At 43.5% G+C, this 24,412-nt stretch carries 22 protein-coding genes, 1 other RNA gene and 6 pseudogenes; 12 read left to right on the top strand and 17 right to left on the bottom strand.

Translation table 11 applies throughout. The annotated features are described in order from the left end of the window. Positions 1-14 precede the first annotated feature (14 nt). The 7 genes and pseudogenes from S3O_RS13180 to S3O_RS16955 all read left to right on the top strand — a co-directional run bounded on the left by S3O_RS13180 (position 15) and on the right by S3O_RS16955 (position 7,785). A pseudogene (locus S3O_RS13180) lies at positions 15-1,300 on the top strand (amidase). Beyond that, a pseudogene (gene gatB, locus S3O_RS13185) lies at positions 1,297-2,771 on the top strand (Asp-tRNA(Asn)/Glu-tRNA(Gln) amidotransferase subunit GatB). Before S3O_RS13180 ends, gatB begins: the two co-directional pseudogenes overlap by 4 nt. Positions 2,772-2,781: 10 nt before the next feature. Further along, positions 2,782-4,106, top strand: a pseudogene (miaB, locus tag S3O_RS0101675) (tRNA (N6-isopentenyl adenosine(37)-C2)-methylthiotransferase MiaB). After that, positions 4,103-5,080, top strand: coding sequence for a PhoH family protein (locus S3O_RS0101680; protein ID WP_010597320.1), 978 nt, complete (start codon positions 4,103-4,105; stop codon positions 5,078-5,080). The pseudogene miaB and the gene S3O_RS0101680 overlap by 4 nt, the downstream one beginning before the upstream one ends. Continuing rightward, entirely contained in the window at positions 5,046-5,516 is a 471-nt protein-coding gene (gene ybeY, locus S3O_RS0101685) for an rRNA maturation RNase YbeY (protein ID WP_010597321.1), read from the top strand. The genes S3O_RS0101680 and ybeY overlap by 35 nt, the downstream gene beginning before the upstream one ends. Continuing rightward, on the top strand, positions 5,500-6,366 hold the full coding sequence (locus S3O_RS0101690; RefSeq protein WP_010597322.1) for an HlyC/CorC family transporter: 867 nt from the start codon (positions 5,500-5,502) through the stop codon (positions 6,364-6,366). Before ybeY ends, S3O_RS0101690 begins: the two co-directional genes overlap by 17 nt. 94 nt (positions 6,367-6,460) lie before the next feature. Continuing rightward, positions 6,461-7,785 (top strand): annotated as a pseudogene (locus S3O_RS16955) (NAD-dependent succinate-semialdehyde dehydrogenase). Between the two features lie 245 nt (positions 7,786-8,030). Here S3O_RS16955 and S3O_RS0101700 read toward each other — a convergent pair. Both S3O_RS0101700 and gmhB read right to left on the bottom strand, forming a co-directional pair. Next, entirely contained in the window at positions 8,031-9,368 is a 1,338-nt protein-coding gene (locus S3O_RS0101700; protein WP_010597325.1) for a hypothetical protein, read from the bottom strand. 406 nt (positions 9,369-9,774) lie between these two features. After that, positions 9,775-10,332 carry a D-glycero-beta-D-manno-heptose 1,7-bisphosphate 7-phosphatase gene (gmhB, locus tag S3O_RS0101705; protein WP_010597326.1) on the bottom strand — a complete coding sequence of 186 codons (558 nt, stop codon included), beginning with the start codon at positions 10,330-10,332 and terminating at the stop codon, positions 9,775-9,777. 96 nt (positions 10,333-10,428) lie between these two features. On the opposite strand from gmhB, the gene S3O_RS0101710 reads away from it, so the two are divergent. Beyond that, a complete protein-coding gene (locus S3O_RS0101710; protein WP_010597327.1) occupies positions 10,429-10,698 on the top strand; it encodes a hypothetical protein in 270 nt (89 codons plus the stop codon). A 78-nt stretch (positions 10,699-10,776) separates the two neighbouring features. On the opposite strand, the gene S3O_RS0101715 is transcribed toward S3O_RS0101710, so the two are convergent. The 7 genes and pseudogenes from S3O_RS0101715 to S3O_RS0101745 all read right to left on the bottom strand — a co-directional run bounded on the left by S3O_RS0101715 (position 10,777) and on the right by S3O_RS0101745 (position 16,918). Then, positions 10,777-11,199, bottom strand: coding sequence for an FAD-dependent monooxygenase (locus S3O_RS0101715; RefSeq protein WP_029463589.1), 423 nt, complete (start codon positions 11,197-11,199; stop codon positions 10,777-10,779). A 20-nt stretch (positions 11,200-11,219) separates the two neighbouring features. Further along, positions 11,220-11,927: an FAD-dependent monooxygenase gene (locus S3O_RS16960; RefSeq protein ID WP_029463590.1), complete on the bottom strand. Its 708-nt coding sequence runs from the start codon at positions 11,925-11,927 to the stop codon at positions 11,220-11,222. A gap of 65 nt (positions 11,928-11,992) precedes the next feature. Next, a pseudogene (locus S3O_RS20250) lies at positions 11,993-13,688 on the bottom strand (NAD-dependent malic enzyme). After that, positions 13,675-13,989: a Rossmann-fold NAD(P)-binding domain-containing protein gene (locus tag S3O_RS0101730; protein ID WP_192805850.1), complete on the bottom strand. Its 315-nt coding sequence runs from the start codon at positions 13,987-13,989 to the stop codon at positions 13,675-13,677. The pseudogene S3O_RS20250 and the gene S3O_RS0101730 overlap by 14 nt, the downstream one beginning before the upstream one ends. 11 nt (positions 13,990-14,000) lie before the next feature. Continuing rightward, the gene (locus S3O_RS0101735; RefSeq protein ID WP_029463591.1) at positions 14,001-14,951 is read right to left on the bottom strand and encodes an FAD-dependent monooxygenase; all 951 of its coding nucleotides are present in this window, start codon (positions 14,949-14,951) and stop codon (positions 14,001-14,003) included. Beyond that, the gene (locus S3O_RS0101740; RefSeq protein ID WP_029463592.1) at positions 14,948-16,252 is read right to left on the bottom strand and encodes an aminopeptidase P N-terminal domain-containing protein; all 1,305 of its coding nucleotides are present in this window, start codon (positions 16,250-16,252) and stop codon (positions 14,948-14,950) included. Before S3O_RS0101740 ends, S3O_RS0101735 begins: the two co-directional genes overlap by 4 nt. Before the next feature lie 33 nt (positions 16,253-16,285). Next, positions 16,286-16,918 carry a UPF0149 family protein gene (locus S3O_RS0101745; protein WP_050816845.1) on the bottom strand — a complete coding sequence of 211 codons (633 nt, stop codon included), beginning with the start codon at positions 16,916-16,918 and terminating at the stop codon, positions 16,286-16,288. A 194-nt stretch (positions 16,919-17,112) separates the two neighbouring features. Between S3O_RS0101745 and ssrS the strand changes: the two genes are divergently transcribed. Beyond that, a non-coding RNA gene (gene ssrS, locus S3O_RS16195) (6S RNA) lies at positions 17,113-17,285 on the top strand. 23 nt (positions 17,286-17,308) lie between these two features. Continuing rightward, the gene (locus tag S3O_RS10585; RefSeq protein ID WP_010597332.1) at positions 17,309-17,932 is read left to right on the top strand and encodes a 5-formyltetrahydrofolate cyclo-ligase; all 624 of its coding nucleotides are present in this window, start codon (positions 17,309-17,311) and stop codon (positions 17,930-17,932) included. Here S3O_RS10585 and S3O_RS0101755 read toward each other — a convergent pair. From S3O_RS0101755 to rpsF, 8 genes and pseudogenes are all read right to left on the bottom strand, one after another. Beyond that, complete coding sequence (locus S3O_RS0101755; protein ID WP_029463593.1) at positions 17,872-18,324, bottom strand: hypothetical protein; 453 nt, start codon at positions 18,322-18,324, stop codon at positions 17,872-17,874. The genes S3O_RS10585 and S3O_RS0101755 overlap by 61 nt on opposite strands. Then, the gene (gene alr, locus S3O_RS0101760) at positions 18,321-19,412 is read right to left on the bottom strand and encodes an alanine racemase (RefSeq protein ID WP_010597334.1); all 1,092 of its coding nucleotides are present in this window, start codon (positions 19,410-19,412) and stop codon (positions 18,321-18,323) included. The genes S3O_RS0101755 and alr overlap by 4 nt, the downstream gene beginning before the upstream one ends. Beyond that, positions 19,409-20,789, bottom strand: a pseudogene (gene dnaB, locus S3O_RS13200) (replicative DNA helicase). Before dnaB ends, alr begins: the two are co-directional and overlap by 4 nt. Before the next feature lie 127 nt (positions 20,790-20,916). Beyond that, on the bottom strand, positions 20,917-21,027 hold the full coding sequence (locus S3O_RS20615; RefSeq protein WP_456238848.1) for a 50S ribosomal L9 C-terminal domain-containing protein: 111 nt from the start codon (positions 21,025-21,027) through the stop codon (positions 20,917-20,919). Further along, positions 20,994-21,296, bottom strand: coding sequence for a 50S ribosomal protein L9 (rplI, locus tag S3O_RS13205; RefSeq protein WP_010597337.1), 303 nt, complete (start codon positions 21,294-21,296; stop codon positions 20,994-20,996). The genes S3O_RS20615 and rplI overlap by 34 nt, the downstream gene beginning before the upstream one ends. Positions 21,297-21,357: 61 nt before the next feature. Beyond that, entirely contained in the window at positions 21,358-22,212 is an 855-nt protein-coding gene (locus S3O_RS0101775; RefSeq protein ID WP_010597338.1) for a hypothetical protein, read from the bottom strand. 18 nt (positions 22,213-22,230) lie between these two features. Next, positions 22,231-22,482: a 30S ribosomal protein S18 gene (gene rpsR / locus S3O_RS0101780; protein ID WP_029463594.1), complete on the bottom strand. Its 252-nt coding sequence runs from the start codon at positions 22,480-22,482 to the stop codon at positions 22,231-22,233. A 52-nt stretch (positions 22,483-22,534) separates the two neighbouring features. Beyond that, the gene (gene rpsF, locus S3O_RS0101785; protein WP_010597340.1) at positions 22,535-22,942 is read right to left on the bottom strand and encodes a 30S ribosomal protein S6; all 408 of its coding nucleotides are present in this window, start codon (positions 22,940-22,942) and stop codon (positions 22,535-22,537) included. Positions 22,943-23,245: 303 nt separating this feature from the next. On the opposite strand from rpsF, the gene S3O_RS18505 reads away from it, so the two are divergent. Continuing rightward, on the top strand, positions 23,246-23,422 hold the full coding sequence (locus tag S3O_RS18505) for a hypothetical protein (protein WP_010597341.1): 177 nt from the start codon (positions 23,246-23,248) through the stop codon (positions 23,420-23,422). Continuing rightward, positions 23,419-24,213 (top strand): polyprenyl synthetase family protein, encoded by a 795-nt coding sequence (locus tag S3O_RS0101795; RefSeq protein ID WP_010597342.1) that lies wholly within the window; start codon positions 23,419-23,421, stop codon positions 24,211-24,213. The genes S3O_RS18505 and S3O_RS0101795 overlap by 4 nt, the downstream gene beginning before the upstream one ends. The last annotated feature ends 199 nt before the right edge of the window (positions 24,214-24,412 follow it).

Below are 24,412 nucleotides of genomic sequence, written 5' to 3' on the forward strand. Positions count from 1 at the left end.
GAGAAAGATAGATCATGCACCATCTAACCGTCACAGAATTAAGTCGTGCACTGGCTGCCAAGAAGGTCTCGAGTCGCGAATTGACCGATTATTTTCTAGCACGTATTGCCCAATACGACCCGACACTCAATAGTTTTATTACCGTCACAGCGGACGCAGCGCGTGAACAAGCCCAATTAGCCGATAAAGCACGTGCCGAAGAGCGCGCTGGGCCGCTTACCGGTATGCGCATAAAGATATTTTCTGTACTAAAGGAATTAAAACGAGCTGTGCCTCAAAAATGCTCGATAACTTTATTGCCCCTTACGACGCCACATTAGTCACCGCCTTACAAGAGGCCGGTTGCGTTTTATTAGGGAAAACGAACATGGATGAATTTGCCATGGGTTCTTCCAATGAAACCAGCTTTTACAACCGGCCGCTTTGTGTAATTTAACTGGGCTTAAACCGACCTACGGACGAATTTCACGATACGGGTTAGTCGCCTTTGCCTCGAGTTTGGATCAAGCAGGACCAATGACACAAACTGCAGAAGATGCCGCACTGTTAATGAATTTTATGGCAGGATTTGATGAAAAAGACTCAACCAGTTTAAATGAGCCGGTCCCCAATTATACGCGGACCCTCAATGACTCGCTAAAAGGACTACGCATCGGTCTGCCAGACGAATATTTTTCTTCAGATCTCGACCCAGACATTGCGGCGACCATTGAAACTGCGGTTATTACACTTACCGAATTGTCATTTAGTGATTCCTCTTTATTACATCATTGCCTCGGAATGCTCATCGAATTTAGCACGTTATGATGGCATTCGTTATGGTTATCGCTGTGAACAGCCTAAAGATCTACGAGATTTATATCAACGAACTCGTGCTGAAGGGTTTGGCGAAGAAGTCAAACGGCGTTTATTAATGGGCACCTATGTTTTATCCGCCGAATCGTATGAAGCGTATTATTTAAAAGCGCAAAAAATACGGGCTCTGATTATTCAAGCCTTTAATACAGCATTTTCCGAAGTCGATATTTTACTTGGTCCGACTACACCGAGTACTGCGTTTAAATTGGGGGAAAAATTAAATGACCCCGTTAGCATGTATCTTTCTGATATTTATACGATTGCAGTGAATTTAGCTGGCTTACCGGCTATCTCTGTGCCCGCTGGTTTTGTCAATCAACTGCCTATCGGGCTTCAACTGATTGGTCGCCCTTTCTCAGAAGCGAAATTATTAAATGTAGCGCACCGTTATCAACAAGTAACGGATTGGCATCAACGAGTACCGGAGAATTTTACGTCATGACATCAGCTGAATCACAAAAAAAATATCTTGGCTCTAGCGAATGGGAATCAGTTATTGGTCTTGAAGTCCATGTTCAATTATCGACGCAATCTAAACTTTTTTCGGGTGCTGCCACCGAGTACGGCGCAGAACCGAATACCCAAGCGTGTACGATTGATTTGGCTTTACCGGGTGTACTGCCCGTTTTGAATAGCGAAGCAGTCAATAAAGCCATTCAATTTGGTTTAAGCGTCGAAGCGCAAATCGCTAGCGTGTCTGTTTTTGCGCGAAAAAATTATTTTTACCCAGACTTACCGAAAGGTTATCAAATTAGTCAACATACGCAACCTATCATCGGTCCGGGTTCATTAACGATTGATCTCGAAAATAGTGAATCCAAACTGGATTCGTATTACTCGCGCACACCTCGAAGAAGATGCTGGAAAATCGGTGCATGAAGGCTTGGTGGATATGAGTGGTATTGATTTAAATCGTGCGGGGGTTCCGTTATTAGAAATTGTTTCAGAACCCGATCTTCGCTTTCCCAACGAAGCGGTCGCATATCTCAAAACCTTACATACCTTAGTCCGTTATTTAGGGATCAGTGATGGTAATCTACAGGAAGGATCATTTCGTTGTGATGCGAACGTCTCAGTACGGCGCAAAGATCAGACACAATTGGGAACACGTGTTGAAATTAAAAATTTAAACTCCTTCCGATTTGTTGAAAAAGCGATTCAGTATGAAATCGATCGCCAAATTGAAGTACTGGAAAACGGTGGCACGATTTCTCAAGAAACACGCTTGTATGATGCGGATCGTCAAGAAAACGCGGATGATGCGTAGTAAAGAAAATGCCAATGATTATCGATACTTCCCTGACCCCGATTTATGTCCGGTGGTTTTAAGTGAAACGCTGATTGATTCGCTACGCGCCTCCCTACCAGAATTACCACAACAGAAAAAAATTCGTTTTGAAAAAGAATATGGCCTTAGTGCGTATGATGCGAATCTTTTAATTACTGATCGTGCCTTTGCCGACTATCTTGAAGCAGTGGTTCACGAAAAAGTTCCCGCAAAATTAGCGGTGAATTGGATCATGGGTGATTTTTCAGGTGCGCTGAACAAAGAAAATCTAACCATTGATGCGACGCCTTTATCAGCTTCTCGTTTAGCCGGTTTATTACGGCGCATTGCCGATGAAACCATTTCCAGCAAGATTGCAAAAACGTTATTTGAGCAAATGTGGGCTTCGGAAGCGAGTGCAGATGAACTCATCGAAGCACAAGGCTTACGTCAAGTCACGGATGAAACCGCTATTGCTACGATCATCGATCGAGTGCTTGCTGAAAATCCACAACAACTGGCTGATTATCGCGCAGGTAAAGATCGTTTATATGGTTATTTTGTCGGCCAAGTCATGAAAGCTTCGGGTGGTAAATTAAATCCCCAGCAATTAAATGCCTTACTCAAGCAAAAACTCGAGGCGTAAATCCGTTATGTTGCAAAATTTATACGTTGAAACCCATGGCTGCCAAATGAATGAGTATGATTCAGACAGCATTGCCAATTTACTGTATCACTCACATCGTCTCAAATTAACCTGCGATCCAGAACAAGCAGATGTTATTTTATTAAATACTTGCTCGATTCGTGAAAAGGCACAAGTAAAAAGTTTTTCACAGCTCGGACAATGGCGCAAAATTAAAGCCGCACGCCCCGATGTCATTATCGGGGTGGGTGGATGTGTTGCCAGTCAGGAAGGCGCGGGAATTCGTCAACGCGCACCGTTTGTCGATATTGTATTTGGCCCACAAACGCTGCATCGTCTTCCTGAATTAATCAACCATGTATTAACGAAGAAAAAACCGGTTGTCGATATTTCGTTCCCAGAAATTGAAAAATTTGACTACCTCCCTCCCGCACGCACCGAAGGGGTCCGTGCGTTTGTCTCCATCATGGAAGGTTGCAGTAAGTATTGTAGTTATTGTGTGGTTCCCTATACGCGTGGCGAAGAAATTAGCCGCCCTCTAGACGATGTTTTAGCCGAAGTGGTGGGCTTAAGTGAACAAGGTGTTCGCGAAATTACCTTGCTCGGGCAAAATGTGAATGATTACCGTGGGCCACGCCATGACGGAGGCACCGCCGATCTGGCTGATCTCATTCGCTATATTGCGACATTAGAATCCATTGATCGCATTCGCTTTACCACTTCCCACCCGTTAGCTTTCTCTGAACGCTTAATCCAGGCCTATGCAGATACACCGAAGCTCGCGAATCATCTTCATTTACCAGTGCAAAGTGGGTCTGATCGGATTTTAGCCGCCATGAAACGAGGGTATACAGCGCTCGAATTTAAATCTAAAATTCGTCGATTACGACGCGTACGACCTGATATTGCGATTTCATCGGATTTTATTATTGGCTTTCCTAGCGAAACCGAGGTCGATTTTGAAGCAACCCTCTCCCTGATTCGATCGGTCGGCTTTGATCACTCCTTCAGCTTTATCTATAGCCGACGTCCTGGCACTCCGGCCGCCGATCTCCCCGACGAAGTTCCGCAAGCCGTCAAAAAGCAACGTTTACAGATTTTACAAAATCTTCTAGTATTTCAAGGACAGGCCATTAGCGAACAAATGCGCGAAAGTATACAAAACGTCCTTGTCGATGGTCCGTCTAAAAAAGATCCCACCCAGTGGCAAGGGCGCACTGAAAATAATCGGGTCGTTAATTTTACCGGTGCTCCGGGATTGATCGGGAAAATGGTTCCAATTCGTATCACGGGGTTTTAAAAAATTCTTTGCGTGGAGAACTTGTTAACACTTGAATACTCAACCCCATTCTTTTGAACTCACCCCTGAAGATAACGGGCGATTAGCCAGCCTTTGTGGCCCGTTCGATCAGCATTTACGCCAAATCGAACAACATTTAGACGTTTGTATTTCCAACCGCGGCCATCAGTTTCAAATAAAAGGAACACTTTCTGCGGTGGATGTGGCCGTTAAGTTATTACATTATTTATATGCTGAAACTCAAAATACGCCGGCGCTTACGCCGGCGAGCATTCATTTAGCCCTGAAGACCGTCCGCAGCCATCCTTCTTCTCCTTTAAAAAAAATGATGGCGCCAGAATTGATTTTAACGACCAAAAAAGGACGTGTACAACCCCGCACACCTAATCAAGTCCACTATCTCAAACGTATCTTAAACCACGATATTAATTTTGGCTTGGGGCCAGCTGGGACAGGAAAAACCTATTTGGCCGTAGCCTGCGCCGTTGCAGCATTAGAAAAAGAACAAATCCGGCGCATTGTGCTCGTCCGACCCGCTGTCGAAGCCGGTGAAAAACTCGGCTTTTTACCCGGCGACTATTCGCAAAAACTGGATCCTTATTTTCGGCCCCTCTACGACGCACTGAATGAACTATTAGGATTTGAACAAGTTTTAAGCTATTTAGAACAACATATCATTGAAGTCGTCGCCCTGGCTTACATGCGTGGCCGAACACTCAATGATGCGTTTATTATTCTGGATGAGGCACAAAATACAACACGCGAACAAATGAAAATGTTCTTGACGCGAATCGGCTTTAATTCCAAAGTGGTCATCAATGGTGACATTACCCAAACCGATTTACCACGTAATGTCCCGTCCGGCTTGAGCCATGCTTTAGCGGTGTTAAAGTCGGTACAAGGAATTAGTATCACCGAATTTGCATCACAAGATATTGTTCGACATTCACTGGTTCAGGCTATTTTAAACGCTTATGCCGACTACGAAAAAAAAACCAAAGACGATTAAGCTGACTCTACAAATTGCAACGCGTTGTGCCGCCCTGCCCTCTGCTCTAGAATTTAAGGGTTGGGTGGATCACGCGCTGCTGGGCAGAACAACATTTACGGAATTAACTATTCGCCTAATTGGTTATCGAGAAAGCGCGTACTTGAATGAGACGTTTCGCCATAAAATGGGACCAACCAATATTTTGTCTTTTGTCTTTGAGCCACCGCCCGGCATTTCCAGCCCCTTACTGGGTGATCTTGCTATTTGCGCCCCGTTAGTTCATCGAGAAGCCAAACAGCAAGGTAAAACCAATACAGCGCATTGGGCACATTTAGTGATTCATGGTTGTTTACATTTGATAGGTTATGATCACCAAACCGCAGTGGATGCCTCTAAAATGGAAACCTTAGAAATAAAATTATTAGAGGAGTTAGGATATGAAAACCCCTATTGATTGGTCAAACCGATGTAAAAAAAAATCATCGCTACCGTGGTTACAACGTGTTAAACAATGGTTGTGGCGTGGACCGAAAAACAGGGAACAATTGCAACAAGTGCTGCATTACGCACAACAACACACTTTAATCGATTATCAAGCATTCAAAATGATAGAGGGTGTCTTACAAATATCGAATCGTCATGTCCGCGATATCATGGTTCCCTGTGCAAAAATGACCGTGATTCAGGCCACGGCTCGTTTAGAAGACATTCTGCCGATTGTCATTGAATCGGCACATTCTCGTTTTCCAGTGGTTCAATCACCCAACGGCGAAGTCGTCGGTTTATTACTGGCGAAAGATTTACTGCGTTATCATCCTTTAGAAGAACAAAGTCGCTTCCAACTGGCTGATATTCTGCGACCAGCTATTTTTATTCCAGAAAGTCAACGTTTAAATAGTTTATTAGAAGAGTTTAAAGATAAACACTACCATATGGCGATTGTCGTCGATGAGTACGGTACGGTTTCGGGATTAATCACCATTGAAGACGTTTTAGAAGAAATTGTTGGTGAAATTGAAGATGAATACGATGAGGACGAAGAAATTTTTGTTCGAGAACAATCCCTCCATCGCTTTTTTATTAAAGCACTCATGCCGATTGAATCATTCAATACCTACTTTAATGCACAGCTTAGTACGGATCAATTTGATACCATTGGTGGATACATTGCGCACCGCTTTGGTTACTTACCGAAACGTGGGGCACGACTTATTTTACCTCCCTTTCAGTTTAAAGTACTGCGTGCCGATAATCGCCAAATTCGGTTATTAGAAATGATAAGAGAACCTAACCCGGCGGAATAAAATACCATGCTATATCAGAATCCTTCTCTTTTACGGCAAGCGTGTTACATTAACGGGCAATGGATGACTGAAAAAAAGGGGCACAGGACAGCTATTGGGTCAAGTCCCTTCTTTACGTGAAACAACGATTCAACAAGCGATTCACGTTGCGGCGCAAGCACTTCCGGCATGGCGGTCAGCCACGGCTTTGGAACGTGCGCAACGACTTGTTCGTTGGCATACCTTGATCCTAGAAAATCTTGCCGATTTAGCGCAATTACTGTGTCTTGAACAAGGTAAACCACTAAAAGAAGCAGAAGACGAAATTCGTTACGGTGCCTCCTTTGTATTGTGGTTTGCCGAGGAAGCAAAACGGGTCATGGGTGAGATTATTCAAGCGCCTTGGCCACAACAAACGCTCTGGGTACAAAAACAGGCCATCGGTGTAATCGGGGCCATCACGCCGTGGAACTTTCCGATGGCGATGATTACCCGAAAATGTGCGCCGGCTTTAGCCGCTGGTTGTACGGTGGTATTAAAACCTTCAGAACTTACTCCCTTTTCTGCATTAGCGCTCGCCGCATTAGCCGAAGAAGCCGGCTTTCCTCCCGGAATATTTAATGTTATCACTGGGGATGCCGAATTAATCAGTACTATTTTTTGTAAACACCCCGCCGTACGTAAACTTTCATTTACCGGTTCAACCCATGTCGGTCGCTTATTAATCCAAAAAAGTGCTCCACAAATCAAACGACTTTCTTTAGAATTAGGTGGCAATGCCCCGTTTATTGTGTTTGACGATGCACAACTTAATCAAGCGGTAGAAGGCGCTTTAGCGGCTAAGTTTCGTAACAGCGGGCAAACTTACTTACATGAAAAAATTTATGACCGCTTTGTCGAACAATTTGTACGCGCTTCCGCGCCTTAAAAGTCGGGCCTGGCACCGATCCGACGACCGATTTGGGTCCGTTAATTCAGGATGCAGCCGTTGTTAAGGTACAAACCCATATTACAGATGCCCTTCAAAAAGGTGCTCGATTACTTTGTGGCGGAAAGATTCATCCATTGGGCAGCCCTTTTTTTGAAGCGACGGTCCTTGATCAGTGCACGGCCGCGATGCAACTTGCTCAAGAAGAAACGTTTGGACCGGTTGCGGCATTATTTCGCTTTTCCACACAAGAAGAAGTACTTAAATTAGTGAATGCCACAGAATCAGGTTTGGCTGCTTATTTTTACGCACAGAATTTAGAAACTATCCTCTCAACCAGCGAACATCTCGAGTATGGTTTGGTTGGTGTGAATACCCACCGTCTTTCCAGTACCGTGATTCCTTTTGGTGGGATCAAACAATCTGGTTTTGGACGCGAAGGATCCCACTATGGAATTGAAGAATTTCTTAACCTGAAATCGATTTGCTTGCAAGCACGTAATCCATCTTAAAAGATACTTGATTTGGGCCATTCTTTTCTATTTAGTTCAACGTTAAATGAGTTAGGTAGGCTCCCTATGGTTTACAAACTCTAAGTTTTTCCGCTTAATTCTACTGTATTGAATTATATTGACATTCTTCGTTTTGGAGAATCCTTAATTGTTTTTTCAAAATTGGTTACAACTTTAGGTAGTTTACCTGTCCTTTTTCATATTTATTTATTTTTAGTTGTTTATTTTTTCTGTATGCAAAACACTTATTTTTCCTCTAGATAAGGAGATTCTTTTTTATAAAAAAATTCTCCCTCTCGTTTTATCACGGTATTATACTCAAGCTTAGAAGAAACATGGATAAAATACCCCCCTATCGATTGACTCTGAGACTTTAACTTTCCTTTCACAGAAGCAGATTGACAAATATGCAAGGCGAGAGGCCGTCTATCTTCTTTTTTCTCTAAGCTTTGTTTTAGAAAACTACGTGGGTGATCGGCGCAAATATCAATAGCGAAACTCAGATCATTAATTTTTCCAACTTCGCCTTGATACACACCAGGCAAGAAAAAAGTTTCGGGCGTATAATCAGTAAGAATATCTAGCTTCTCTCTTTTAGGGTATGCTTCTGTCATCTCACTAAAATTGAATACTTTATTCTGAGCAAACAATTTTTTTCCTTGATAAAAACATGGCGCAGTATTTTTAGCGACATACTTAAATTTTTTTAAGTATTGAATTTTATCTTTATTTTTTTTATCTTCTCTAAAATAGTGCTCGAAATTCAAATTATAAAAAAATACACTGGCACCGCGATTGTGAAAACAAATATTTTTAAGATTATCTTCTATTCTTTTTTTTAAGAGCGCCAAATTATCCTTTTCTTTTATTATCTCTTCTCTATAAGCGATTGTTCCTGGAAAAAGAATAAGATTCGGGTGCTGGCTCGATAAGTTTTTTAAAAAACACATGATTTTTTTATACGAATTTTTTTCTATTTGTCTAATCGAACCAGGAGGATATTCTTTATTATTCTTATAAAAGTTGGAATACGTTTTCTCACCAAGATAAGCAATAGAGTGACGTACGTGGTTTACCTCTGTTCTGTGAGTTTCGAAAGAATCCGCAAGCGGCCTAGAATAAAAATATTCCGGAGCTACCAATAAACAGGGTTGGCCGTTTGCCTGCTTTTCTAGGCGCTCCACAGCCGTTTTAATTAATTCATGTCGTTCCTCAAGCATCAGTGTTTGCTTATTAACGGTATCCCAATGAAGTAATCCAACCCACAAATTATTTTTCGATACAGTTTCTTGCGTCATTAAGGGAGAGGCAAGGTCTAAGTATTCTAGGTTCTGTGGACAAACAAGACCCGAAGATGCTAAGAAATAATTTAATACTGCCTGATAAACTTGGAAAGAAGCTTGGGATAGAGCTGGTTTATTATTTTTATTAAAACACCGATAAAGTTTAAAGGAATCCTGTTTATCTATATTAGGAAGCTTTCGTATCGCTCTTACAGCGGGATGATCGCCAAATAGACGTCTGAAGAATCCTTTACGATGATTATATTGTTCTAAAGCTATTTGTATTTCTGTAGGGAACACACAAAATCCCTCCTACATTTAAAAAAATTTTATCCTTTTATGATAAAAAATTAAAATTAAGGAAATATTAAGAACAAAAACAAAAATGGGTGAAAGCAAACCCTAAAAACTATCTTTTAAAACTAAACAAAACTTGAGAAGAATATAAGCTTACAAAGCATTCTAAAATTAAGGTTGATAGGTTTTTTCGGAATAGCATTCCCTGTTTTTTAGACTTTGGAAAAGTACTTCTATTTTCTAGCGATATAGATAAATAAATGGAGGAGTTTCGTTCGTCACAACAATCATTCGTTCTTCTCATTCTAAACAAGAGCCAGCAAATTAAGTTTTTTATTAAAATATTGTCACAACTTCCTAAGATAACATCCAATTGGCTTTACGAAGAAAGCTAAGCTCCCTTTTTGATTCATCCATCAAAAAGCAAAACACACACGGCCGCTTTAAGATCCTCGAAAATAGGCACTTGATTTACTAACTGCGGATTGTCTTGTAGCGTTTGTTGGCCTTGCCCCGTTAACACTAAGATAGGGCGGCATCCAGCAGCTTGGGTGGCCTGTAAATCACGTAATGAATCCCCTATCATCGGCACTGTAGTTAAATCCACGGGATAGGTTTGAGCAATCTGTTTAAATAAACCAATCCTCGGTTTTCGGCACTCACAGTGATCCTCAGGGTGATGGGGACAATAAAAAACACGATCAATCACCCCGTTGAACGACTGTAAGGCTTTGTGCATCTTTTGATGAATCGCGGCCAAATCCGCTTCTGAATAATAGCCACGCCCCACTCCAGACTGATTGGTCGCTACCACCACCCTGTAACCCGCTTGATTTAACTGAGCAATCGCTTCTAAACTGCCTGGAATCGGTTGCCATTGCGCGGGGGATCGGATAAAATCTTTTGAGTCCTGATTAATCACCCCATCTCGATCGAGAATAACCAATTTTATCTTATTCGGCGGCACACGTATTTCTCCTTATGCTGTTAAGCTTTTACTAAGGTTTTTCATCTATACTCCATTAAAATTGAATTAGATATCTAAAATCAACAAAACATTTGTATGTCGCTTACCCCACCGATCCTCACCACTCACGAATGGCTTCTCCAGCTCTATACTTTAATGGAGGTCATCAATCAAAGTATTCAGCAAAAAAATCAAATTACGAAGGAGCTCCTCGCTTTACAACGTCTTATCAAGAATCTTCCTCGACTTTTTTATTCCTTACTGCAGTTCTTTATATTTACGCCAAAACAGCAATTTATTGTGCTTATTAAAAACGATCGCAGCAAATTTAAAAGAGGCTACACAGCGATTTTTACAGTTAAATAAAGAACTTAAACCTCGGGATATCGCATCCATTCCCGTTTCTGCAAACCAAAAAAAATCACGATCTTGATCTCGCCGCCGTTAAAAAAGATGGGGGTGACCCATTGCATAGGCATTCAAATAATTTTTTAATCCCACTCTACGATTCAACTGCTTTAAACCTTGTTCACGAACTTTTTGTAATACAGGATTCGCTGTGGCAAACAGCTGTTTAATCCCATCCACACCAACCCCCATTAACCGTCGGTGAAAAGTACGCTCTCGTTCAAAACGGCGCAAAACCGAGTACGCGCCTAAGGAACGATTTGTCTCTTGAGCTTCTTGTAATGTCTTCGCTAAGCAAACTGCGTCGGCAATCCCTAAATTCGCGCCTTGACCGGCGAGAGGATGCACCGTATGGGCCGCATCCCCTATCAACGCGAGATGGGGTTGAACAAAACAAGCGGCTTGTTGAGTCCGTAAAGCAAAGCTCAAACGTGGACTCGTCTCTTCTACTTGACCCAAACGATATCGAAAGCTTGTGGTTAATTGATGACAAAAATCTGCGTCGCTGACACAATCGAAGCGGTATGCGGCGCGTGTAGTGGTAAAAAAGCCAATGGACCCTCTGGTAAAAAAAGCTGGTAAGCGGTTTGACGATGGGGTTGTTGCGTTCGGACCGTCGCAATTAATGCTTCTTGCTGATAATCGTGACGCCGGCAAGAGATATTAGCTAATTCCCGTACCTTAGATTGTGCTCCATCGGCACCGACGATCAGCGTCGCTTTGAGTCGTTTGCCTGAAGTTAAGGTGATTAAGCGTCCTTTCGGCTGCTCTTCAATGGTCGCGATCGAATGGCCAAAGAAAATATCCAATTCAGGTAGGGCTCGAGCCGATAAAAATAACGCGCTTTGTAAGGCGGCATTGTTGACGATCGTTGCTAAACAAGGCTGTCCAGCCTCCGCAGCGCTAAATGTCAGCTGTTCCGTCGTATTCGATGATTGAATTTCCATGTCAATCATCGCTCCACAATCCACACTCGCCAAAGATGACCAAACTTGATAACGCTCAAAAATTTGTTGCGATCGCCGAGTGACGGCAATGAAACGAAGCTGATCGAATAAACGAGTCGGTGAGGCATTGAATAAAATGCCCGGGTCGGATTGATCAACCAGCGCAATACGTAAGTCACTCAAACCAACGATGCCTGCCCCAACAATGACTAAATCAAAATGTAAATTAGAGACTCGCATGAAGGTTATCTTCTCTATTCTTGGCATGACAAAACACACATTGCCGAACAATCCACCCCCTCATGTTACTCATTTTCCTTTGTATCCTCTGTTTTAAGATGATAATCATAATACTTAGGTTTCCAAAATTGGTTTTGGACACGCTGCGCTAAATCAAGGGTCTCGCTCACCTGCGCTAAACCTTCTTGCCGGGCTTGTTGAGCAACAGCCAAGGCAATATGTTGGCTGAGTGCGTGAATTCGATCAAAGTCAGGTAAAAGCGGCGCATGGAATTCAGGACTTTGACTGGCATAATCGCTCAATGCTTTACAGGCGTGCCAAAGCATGGTCTCACTTAAGCGTTGGGCACGCGAAACCACAATCCCTAAACCTAGCCCTGGATAAATCAACGCATTATTGCATTGAGAAATTTTCCAAGTCTTATTCTGAAACGAAACCCGACCAAAAGGACTTCCCGTCGCCATTAAGACACGTCCTTCTGTCCAACGTAATAAATCCAGTGGTGTCGCTTCGGCTTTCTCAGTGGGATTCGATAAAGGGAAAATAATCGGATGACGTTGATCCTGCGCCATTTGACGAACAATATTTTCTGTAAACGCACCGCCTTGTCCGGAACAACCAATCAATACAGTCGGTTTCACGTGCTGAATCACAGCTTCCAGATTCGTTAACAGTGTCGACACATCATGCCGTGCATAAGGACGTTGAAAATCAGTTAAATCTGACATCGTTTGAGTTAACAAGCCTTGTCTATCAACCAACCAAAAACGCTCTAATGCGGCTTCGGGTGTCAATCCTGCGCGCAGCATTCCCGCATAGAGTTGATCCGCAATACCCGTCCCCGCGGTTCCGGCACCAAAAATGACAATTCGTTGTTCAGTTAATGATTGTTTTATTCGTTGCGTTGCAGTCAGTAATGCCGAAAGCGTCACCACACCGGTTCCTTGCATATCATCATTAAACGTACACATTTCTTGATGATAACGTTGTAAATTACGCCGTGCATTTTCACGACCAAAATCTTCCCAATGTAAATACACATTCGGTAGTTTAGACCCGTTCAATCATTTCATCATATTCTCGTCCGGTTAAACGAGGATGGCGCCAGCCAAGATACATGGGATCATTCAGTAATTTTTGATTATTGGTGCCGACATCAATTTGAATGGGCAGTAAACGATGTGGATTCGCGCCACCACAAATAACATAAACCATTAATTTGGCAATACAAATATCCATCCCACCAATTCCTTGATCACCAATTCCCAAGACACCTTCACCATCTGTGATGACAATAATATCGACTTCTGGATTGAGACGGTTATCGATAATTTGATCAATCGCATCGCGATCGGGATACGCAATATACAGCCCTCGCGAACGACGAAACTCATGGCTAAATCCCTCAACCGCTTTACCGACTGTCGGGGTATAAATGATAGGCAGCATTTCGGTCAGGTGTTCACTGACTAATTTATAAAATAAGGTCTCATTCGTATCATGCACACTACGTAGATAAACATGCTTTTGGAGATCATTGGCCTTCTTTAAAAATTGTTGGTAAATTCGCGCCACTTGTTGTTCGAGCGTTTCTACGGCATAGGGTAATTTACCTCGCAAATAAAATTGATCGCGTTCCTGTTCACTGAATGCGCTTCCCTTATTCAATTTCGGTGTGGTCAGCAGGCTTTGGCCGACCACATCAATTTCAATAAATTCAATTTGACCTTCGCTATTAATAATTTGCTTAAATTTCCGCATAAGTTTCTTCTTGTTGGTAGGACACCGTACCACGAATCAAGGTCGGTAATCGGCCTTGGATACCCATAAGACGTCGAGATACGGCCTTTTTGAAAGGAGGTATCAAATCAAAGACTAATAAACCGCTATTACGCAGGAAAGTCAACGATTGAACACGTGGACTAAAAATTTTTGCCAGGCGTTGGGTAAAAGCCATAATTTGTTGTTGTGCCGGCAAACGTTGTTTTAAATAATTTTCAGATAAGCTGGGATGGGATAAAGGTTGATTGGCCTCACACGCAGCGAGGATTTGATCAACCAACACTAGCCATGTCATGTAAAGCTAAGTTCAACCCCTTGCGCGGCGATCGGTAACGGGGTATGCGCGGCGTTACCTAATAAAATAAAACCGGGTTGTGCTTGTGGTTTGGCCATAAACATTTCGAGTGGGTGGGTCTGTAGCGCTTCTTTTGCATAAAACGTACCTAAACGTTTTGGAAATAAAGATTGAACCTGACTTAAAAAAGCGGCGTCATTGAGTTGGGTCAACGATTCAATCACCGCCGTTGAAGCTGTCCAAATAAAACCCACCCGGTTTTTATTCACTAATGGTAAAAAAGCCAAAATACCTTGCTGAGTAAAGCGTTGATAGGCGATTTGATTATGCGGTTGGGTAGTGTGGAGGGTTGTCACGAGTGCTTGCTGATGAGAAGAGAGTGTCTTCTCTTTTTCAACAGGAATATCCATTAATTGACGGGCGGTTGATCCGGCACCGTCGGTCGCAATCACTAAGGTTGCTTCGATGGTTTGTTGTGTCGTTTCGGTTTGTATGGTGATGGCCCAACCGCACGGATGCGGACTTAAACGTTGACACACCGCTGGATTCCAGATGTCGAGCTTTCCTTGCGTCAAGGCCTGCTGAAGCGATTGAGTGAATGCCCAACCAAGTTGCGCCGCGGGAACGGTCTGACCCAGTGCCGTGACTCCCAATGCTTGGGATTGAATTTGCGTACTCGCCAACGTCCCTTGCTCAGAAATATGCACCGTTTGAATCGGACTAGCCTGAGCCGCGACTTTTGACCAAAGCCCTAAATTTTTCAAAATGGCGACACTCGCATAATTGAGGGCAATCGGTTTACTTGCACCACGCTCTACCGGTGGGTGTACTGGCAAAAGACGTTGTTCGACTAAGGCTACACGTAGCCGATGTTTGGTTAATGCCAAAGCAAGACTACTTCCTACTAGGCCGGTACCAATAATCACTACGTCATAAGGTTTATTCATCCACACATCCATGTTTCAATTGTGTCGATTTCTTTAGGAAGTGCTTTAGAAAGGACCTCCACTCCCGGTTCGGTCGCCGTGACACAAACATTGTCTTCAATCCGAATACCTATATTCCACCATTTGGGATCGACATCCGCTTGCTGGCGAATATAAATGCCCGGCTCAACGGTAAATATCTGATTTAGCTCTAAACAACGCGCTTGGCCATCCACTTGATAACTTCCCACATCATGCACATCCAAACCGAGCCAATGTCCAAAGCCATGCATATAAAATTTTCGATAGGCTTTTTGTTCCAAGAGCGTTTCGAGTGACCCTTTTAATAAACCCACTTCTTTTAAACCTTCTGTAATCACGCGTGCGCAGAGAGCTTGCAAAGTATTCCAAGCGACGCCCGGTTTAATTTGCGTAATCACCGCTTGTTGTGCCTGTAAGACAATTTCATAAATGGCCTTTTGTTCCGGACTAAAACGACCCGTGACGGGAAAACAACGTGTAATATCGGAAGCATAGTATTGATATTCGCACCCCGCATCAATGAGTACCAGATCACCAGCTTTTAATTCCGCTTTATTGGCTGTGTAATGTAAAATACACGCGTTTGCGCCACTTGCGACAATACTCGGATAAGCGGTTTCTCGGCAGCCCTGTTGGCAAAAGGTATATAAAAGTTCCGCTTCTAAATGATATTCATACAACCCAGGACGACAAGCCTGCATCGCACGCTGGTGCGCTTGCGTCGATACCGTCACCGCCTGTTGAATCGCCTGTCGTTCCTCTGCGGTTTTTTGAAGACGCATTTCGTGGACGATATTTGTTAAACGTTGATTCGCTGTCTCGTTATAGAGAAGATGCGGTTGAGTCTGTAAATAACGCTCAATTCGCTGACGTAAAGCTGGATTGGATGCACCTAAAAAATAATAGGCGCGTCGATGTGCGCTCAGCAATGCCAGCTGACCTTCCAATTGTTCCAGTGGATAAGCAAAATCGGCGTCATACTGATCACACGCACCTTTTACCCCAATTGCTTCGCCTATCCACAGACTGTCTATCTCATTTTTAGGGCGACTAAATAAAATAAATTTCCCTTGTTCACCCCCCGCCTGAGAGCACAAGATAGCGAGGCTATCTGGCTCTGGAAAAGCGGTTAAATAGTGAAAATCACTGTTCGGACGATAGGGGTAATTTACATCCTGATTGCGCACACATTCGGGTGCAGAGAGAATAAAAATCAGTGTATCTGCCTCCACGGCAGACATTAATTGACAACGTCTTGTCTTAAAGCATGGAGCATTCAAGTGATCACCTGTCTAATAGCTGTTTATAAAAAATTAAGGAAAGTGAATGGTTATCCGAAGATAACGTCGAATCCCTACATGCTCGATTAATGCAGTGGCGATCCGGACCCTTTTTGTTCCGACTGCTTGGACCAGCTCTTCGTGGATTAAAGGGATGGCCTGGGTGACAAAATCAAGCGCTTCTTCATACGCTTTTTTGTCTAACTCAGAGACCTCAAATTGACTGACGTCTAAGCGCGCAATTTCAGCAATACAATGGAGTGCTTCACTGACCGACTCAGAAAGCTCTTCTTCGAGCATTCCTCCTAAAAAACTTAAACCATACAAAAAACCTTCGCACCAAAGACTCAAGGCTTCAGCACGGACACTTAAAGCTTGTTGCGGTTTAGGTAGGAGTAATTCAAATGATTGCAAACCACTTAATTGTCGACACGCTACATCATAAAGACCGACCAAAGCCCCTTGTGGTCCCATTTCTAGATCAGGTGTACGACTACCCAAACGCTGCAATAAGATATCAATCGAAAATTCACCATTGAGTTTGTTTCCCACACAAATAAAACCACATAAAACACCGTGAATTTCCGCCGGAGAGGTCATCACCTCTGCTTGACTCAATAAATGATAAAAATCATCAAAAGCGGACGGCTTTGGCTGAATTTGCATGACAATCTCTGGAAAATAGGCGAAACTTAATTTTAACACTCTCTTAAAGGTTAGCACAATCTCTGACATCCAAACCGATATCAGATAAACTTAGATTTCCTTTAAATATCAACTAGTTGATTTAAGGGTCGGCGTGCGTGCATCTATTTTTGTAATAAAGCAGATAATTTTTACAAAATGGATTATAATGAGTCGTGTATCTGATTCATGCCGCTTGTTTTTCGATCGATACTTAAACGTAAAGGGATGCATTCTTTGTCTATGGTGAGCAAGCTTACCTTTTAAATAAGCGTAAGAAGCCTAAAATAGTCATATACCGTCCCACCTGAACCTCAGGATCAGGAAACTTCGCTGAATCAGATACCTGTTTTTCTTAAGGTCTCTTTTACCATGAACTCACGACTGAGTCTGCGTACCCAACTACGCCAACGGCGTGCTTCACTGAGTGCTCAAGCACAACAAACGGCTTCACAATCGATTGTCTCGGCATTGGCACAACATCCGTTGTTCCGAACCAGTTATCGCATTGCTACGTATGCCGCCATACAAAGGGAAATTGATCTAAAGACACTGATTGAAATCATTTGGCAACAAAATAAATTGTGTTATTTGCCCGTTGTACAAGCCAAAGAATTAATTTTTATGAAGCATTTACCGAATAGGCCTCTCAACAAAAATGCACAAAGCATTCCAGAGCCCTCTATTCTCCGCGAACACGTCATTGCACCGCAGAATCTTGATTTAGTGATTGTTCCGGTCTTAGGTTTTACTATACAAGGCGATCGCCTCGGTACAGGTGGCGGTTATTACGATCGATGCTTTCATTTTTTGCAAACATCACCACGCCCCAAAAAACCTTTTCTCTTAGGCGTCGCGTATGCGTGGCAAGAAACCGTCTTTACCCGCCATATAGGAGATGTGCCGTTAAATGCGATCCTGACTGATCAAGCTTTCTATGAAAACTCAGTGCTCGTATCGGAAGATTTAACGTCATCGCCTTGCCGTTCCACCTGAGGTCGCTCACTTAAGTGTGGCTGCCAAAGCCCTTGCTGATCTCGACAAACGGTTCGTGCAAATTGATTACGTCGTCCAAAACCGTGCTGCACAATCAGCTGATAGTCTCGACAACCTTGCCCGGCGGCATTCACAAAACGGCTAATAAATTGAAATTTTACACCGATTTTCGATCCAGACCATTGAATCTGCTGTTTCGGTGCCGCGGTCGTGATTGCTTTTTCTAGGGTAACATAATCTTGCGTCGCCATAAACGGTGCTAAATCCGCATCAACAAAGCGTGGTGGTTCTTGAGAAGAAGATTGAAGTACTCCCTGAAAGCTTGTACACGCCGTTAACATCAAAATCAGTAACCCGAGTAATCCCTGCTTGATTCCTATTTTTGACTTCATTTTTTTTCCTCAATGTGCATACGAACAAGTTGCCCGCGATTAATACCACACAATAATTCATAAGAAAATGCCCCGGCATGGCGCGCAACCGTTTCAATAGGTAGTTCGTGTCCCCATAAACAAACGGGATCACCGTGCTGCGCCTGGGGTTGATGACTTAAATCCACGGTTAGCATATCCATCGAGACCCGACCGACAAGTGGAGCACACTGATGATTGACATAAACGGGTGTGCCATTCGGCGCACACCGTGGGTAACCATCACCATAACCCATCGCCACTACACCCACCCGGGTATCGCGTGGGTTCCGCCAAACACCACCGTAACCGACTTTTTCGCCACGCTGCAAGGGATGAATGCTGATTATTTGGGAGTTGAGCTGCATCACCGGTTTTAAGCCATAATCGGATCCAATTCGATCGGCGAACGGCGAAACTCCATACAACGCAAGACCCGGACGTATCCAGTCTTGATGGGTCTGTGGCCATTCTAAAATCGCAGCGGAATTGGCGATGCTTTTTTCGACTGCCAAATTCTGGGTCGCACGCTCAAACAAAGCCAATTGGTGTGCGGTGGTGGGGACATGTCGTTCATCGGATGAGGCAAAATGTGTCATAAGGACCGCCACTTCTAACCAAGAACACGCTTGACACTGTCGCCAAACTTCAGGAAATTCCTGGAGAGAAAATCCTAAACGATTCATTCCGGTATTCATTTTTAGCCAAACCTTAACCGGATGTACAAGACGCTGTGCGGTCAACAATTTTAATTGATGGCAATCATGGACGACGGTTTCGAGTTGATACGCGGCCAAAAATGTACGCTCATCGGCGGCGAGTAAACCTTCCATTAAAACAATCCGCTGCCGTATGCCCGCTTGACGAAGTAACAACGCTTCCTCTGTACAAGAAACACCGAACCCGTCAACAAGTGGTTCTAAAGCCTGCGCAATTAAAATCAAACCATGACCATACGCATTCGCCTTGACCATCGCTAATAGTTTGGAGTGCGGCGCAATGCTTCGTAAACGTTGTACATTTTGACGCAGCGCGTGCCGATCCAATTCAATAACAAGAGGACGGCTCATGCATAGTTCTCAGCATGATAACGCTGCGGCGCAAAGTTTTCAAAGCGCGTAAAGCTACCTAAGAATGTCAAACGCACTTTACCCGTCGGGCCATTTCGTTGCTTGGCAATGATAATTTCAGCGCTGCCTTTATCCGGACTCGCTTCGTTATACACTTCGTCACGATAAATAAAAATAATGAGATCGGCGTCTTGTTCTATCGCACCCGAATCTCGTAAATCAGACATCACCGGTCGTTTATCGGCACGTTGCTCTAAACTCCGGTTCAGCTGAGAACGCAATAATCGGCACATCTAATTCTTTCGCTAACGATTTTAAGGAACGTGATATTTCTGAAATTTCAGTGGTGCGATTTTCTTTAGAACCATGCACTTGCATCAACTGAAGATAATCAATCACGATTAAACCCAGCGCACCCTGTTCTTTAGCTAAACGACGCGCGCGCGCGCGCACTTCCCCAGGACTTAAGGCTGGGGTGTCGTCAATAAACATCTTTGCTTCAGAAAGCATACTCACCGCCGAAGTGACGCGTGGCCAATCTTCGTCGGTGAGTTTTCCCGTTCGAATGCGGTGTTGATCAATACGGCCGAGGGATGACATCATCCGCATCGCTAAGGCTTGTCCGGGCATTTCCATACTAAAAATCAGTACGGGTTTTGTCCCTTGAATCGCGGCATGCTCAGCGATATTCATCGCAAACGTCGTTTTACCCATCGAAGGTCGGCCCGCTACGATGACCAAATCAGAGGGTTGCAGACCGGAGGTCATTTCATCTAAATCTTTATAGGCGGTTGAAAGTCCAGTAATGGTTTGATCGGAGTGAAATAATAAGTCTGCTTTCGCTAAGTAATCACTAATCCGAATCGGACCACTGCCACGTTCACCTAGATCACTAATTTGAAAGACTTTACGTTCGGCTTCATCGACCAGCTCACCAATTGAACGGCCAGAGGGAGAAAAAGCATTTTCAGTAATTTCGGTGGCAATGCCAATCAATTGACGTAAGACTGAACGTTCGCGAACGATCTCCGCATAGGCCGCAATATTGGCCGCACTCGGTGTATTGCGTGCCAATTCATAAAGATAAACTTCGCCACCTTCGATTTCACCGAGCTGTTGATTACTTTTCAGTGCATCGGTTAACGTTACGACATCAAACGGTCGTGCCTGATTCGCAAGGCTGGCAATCGCTCGAAAAAGAGCGCGATGAGCCGGCAAATAAAAATCTTTTTCTTTGAGTTGATCGGCAACCTTATCCCAGGCTTGATTATCCAACATAAGACCACCTAAGACAGACTGTTCTGCTTCGAGTGAATGCGGTGGGCGCTTCAGATCATCCGTTTTTTTGCATACGAAGAAAAGCCTTAAGTTAGTCAACACGGTCAACTACTGTAAATCAGAAAGAAGAAACCGTCACTTTTTTCTTGGAATACAAGCGTAAAAGCAACGGCTCACGTAATGAATAATGATCGATCGCGTGCGTATTATCGCGCGATTTCTTTTTTTACGCTTCAGGAACTAAATTTAGTTTAAGCTGAACAATCACATCGCTATGCAACTGCAACGCGACTTCATGCTCGCCTAGCTGCCGAATCGGGCCATGCGGTATCCGTATAAGCGTCCTTCATCTGCCGCTTTAACGGTTAGCGTCAAGGTTAACGCCGCTAATTTTTCGCTTCGCGCTTGCGCAGCCGCTAATTTTTCTTGCGCAATTTTTTCGAGTTCGGCGCGTCGTGCTTCAAATTCAGCAATGGTTTGTGGGTTAGCAATCACTGCTTTCCCATAAGGGATTAAGTAATTTCGTGCATAACCATTTGCCACAGTGACTTGTTTGCCCATCTCACCTAAAGAATGTATTTTTTCTAATAATATAACCTGTGCCATGAAATTACCTCTAAAGTTTGTAGTCAATTCGAAAAATAAGCTTGCCTGATTGATCGTCTAATTATTTATTCTTTTTAAATAAAGCCCGCTCCCTTAAGTTAAAAAAAAAGAAAATAACCAACAACAGATAAAATAAAATAAAAGCGGCCTTTGATAAACGCCAGCGTACTCCAGCCCAGGCATGAAAAAGACTCAACCCAGCAAAGACAAAAGTTAAACCAACGATTGGCAACATATCCTTTGCAATCACCACTTTTTGAAAACTCGCGATAGCCAACCCGCATAATAAAAAAGCACTCCATGGACTAAGCTGAATCGTTTTCAACTCGGTCGCACATTGTCCAGGTTGATAGAGGAAAGAATGCACGGCCCTCGCCATCACTAGATTCAGTAAAGCCGAGGTCCAGAAAAAACTATATTGCAAACCACTACCATAATGACTAAAAAGACGAATCTGGTTTTCATTAAGAGTCATCCCAAATTGATCCTTCATCATCGGCACATAATGCGCTAACCGTGCGATCCAAAAAGCACTGACATCGGGCAGCCAAACATGCAAAAGTCCGACTAACAATAATCCTAAAATTAAACCGACTTCTAAGGTAAGTTTCCAACTCTGGGTTTGCCATAACACATAAGCAAACAGGTAAGTTAAAACACTTCCGCCGCCGAGGTTATACAACGCAATCCAAGGATTGACCACGCCGGCAACGACAACGATTGGTAAACTAATCCACAGTAACGTGATTAACCCTTCTTTAGGTCCTTTACGCAGCGTAACCAACGCAATAATGACATTACTGACCCAACCAAAAAGGGGAATGATTGTAAATAATAACCCCGCAATCACAGCCTGTTGCCGACCCTGCATCACGTAGTGAGCCGCTTTTTGAAAAAGCCCCTTTATGGTATTCATTAAACCGATACTACCTTTCTAAACCAAATACTGATGTTTATCACAGTAAGGAATTAGTGCAAGAAAGCGCGCACGCTTGATCGCCTGGGTCAGCTTCCGTTGATAACGTGCTTTGGTTCCTGTAATCCGACTTGGGACAATATTTGCGGTTTCTGTCAGATAATTTTTTAATAAATTAATATCTTTATAGTCGATTTCGGTCATCCCTTCTGCTGAAAAACGGCAGTATTTGCGACGTCGATTACTGTAATTATTACTATAGTTACTCATAAAACACCTTGAAAAATAAAAAAATTCTTTAAGTGGGAAAAGCCCGTTATTCTCAACCACCTTCGGCTGGATTTTCTAATGCTGGCTCTTCAGTACGCACATTGCGCGCTGAATCACGTTTATTATCAGCATACTGGCCTTCTTTTGCTTTAGCCAAAGGAGAAGGCTCGGTAAAGGCACGGGAACACTGCGTCGTCAGATGACGCAATACCGCGTCGTTAAAACGAAAGCTTTCGGTCAATTCAAGTAACGCATCTTTCACACACTGAATATTCATCAAAATATAGTGGGCTTTGAGCAGTTTTTTAATTGGGTAAGCCAATTGACGACGCCCCCAATCTTCTAGACGATGAACCGTACCACCGCTGTTCTTAACAACAGAGGTATACCGTTGAACCATCGCTGGGACTTGGTCACTTTGGTCAGGATGGATTAAAACTACAATTTCATAGTGTCGCATAGTCATTCTCTCGGTTAATCAGCTTTCCACACTTGGGTAAAGCGAGAATAGATAAAGTGTGAGTGATGTGTCGTATTTGAGCAAATAGATACCCAAAACTAAGATCAATCTACCTAAGTTCAGGAAAAAGGCTTTTTTAGCTTAAAGCGAAAAGGCGCTTTATTCAGACCGTTTTATGAGGCATCACCCTCGTGCCGGGCATTATACGGCCGGTGTGGATAAGATGCAATAAAGGTGAAGCGCTTGACAGAACACGTATACGCCCCTTAGGATTCGCTGTCTAACCTCGACCTGAATATTTCTATGGATTTAACGCCATTTTTAGACTTAATTCAACCGGATCTCGATCAAGTGGATCAGTTGATTACGCAGTCTCTACACTCTGAAATCGCATTAATTCCACAGCTGGCTAACCACCTCGTCCAAAGTGGTGGCAAACGTTTACGGCCACTTATTGTCCTGCTCAGTGGGCCGCTTTGAGCTATCCAGGTCGATCCCATCTAGAGCTGGCCGCGACATTAGAACTCATTCATAGTGCAACCTTACTTCATGATGACGTTATTGACGACTCTACGTTACGTCGTGGTCAAGCCACCGCCAATGCGTTATGGGGCAACTCAGCGAGTATTCTTGTTGGTGATTTTCTCTATTCCCGTGCGTTTCAATTAATGGTCCGAGTCAATCATTTGTCGGTATTAAGTGCATTAGCTGAGGCCACAAACGCACTTTCGCAGGCTGAAATTCGCCAACTGGTTCACCGCCACGATCCGAGCCTGAACGAAGCCACCTATTTACAAATTATTGAAGGTAAAACCGGGGTGCTTTTTGCCATTGCAGCGGGACAACCCGCCGTATTGGCCAACAGCGCCGCAACGACTATCCAAGCAATGACGGCCTATGGTTTAAAGCTCGGAATTGCCTTTCAACTGATCGACGATGCGCTCGATTATCAAGGTGCCGCATCACAAATGGGTAAAGCCAGGGGGGACGATCTCGCGGATGGAAAAATGACCTTGCCACTGATTTATGCGCTACAACACGGTTCATCCTCGCAAAAAAAAGTCATTCGCGAAGCGATTTCCCACGGGAAACGCGAGTCACTAGACGTAATTATTGATCTCCTCAATACGACTAGGGCACTGGACTATACGCATCAATGCGCTCAGCAAGCGGTTACTGAAGCCAAAACCTATCTAAACATCCTCTCTCCGTCACGTTATCGAGACGCTTTAGCGTCTCTTGCCGAGTTTGCTTTACGGCGCGTATATTAATGTAATCTATTCAGACTTTCAGTTTTTTACTTATTTTATTAAGTAAATCATTCTTTTTAAACATAATTTAAGATCATATTAGCCTCTGATTTACCGATGATTAAAGTACAGTTAGCCCATAGCTTCGCCTTACCAGGCATCTAAGCTGGACAGCTTCATCCTCTTTTTTCTTACTAAACAACTCCCGTTACTCACTCAA

It is taken from the genome of Rickettsiella massiliensis 20B (genome assembly GCF_000257395.1).
GTDB lineage: Bacteria > Pseudomonadota > Gammaproteobacteria > Diplorickettsiales > Diplorickettsiaceae > Diplorickettsia > Diplorickettsia massiliensis.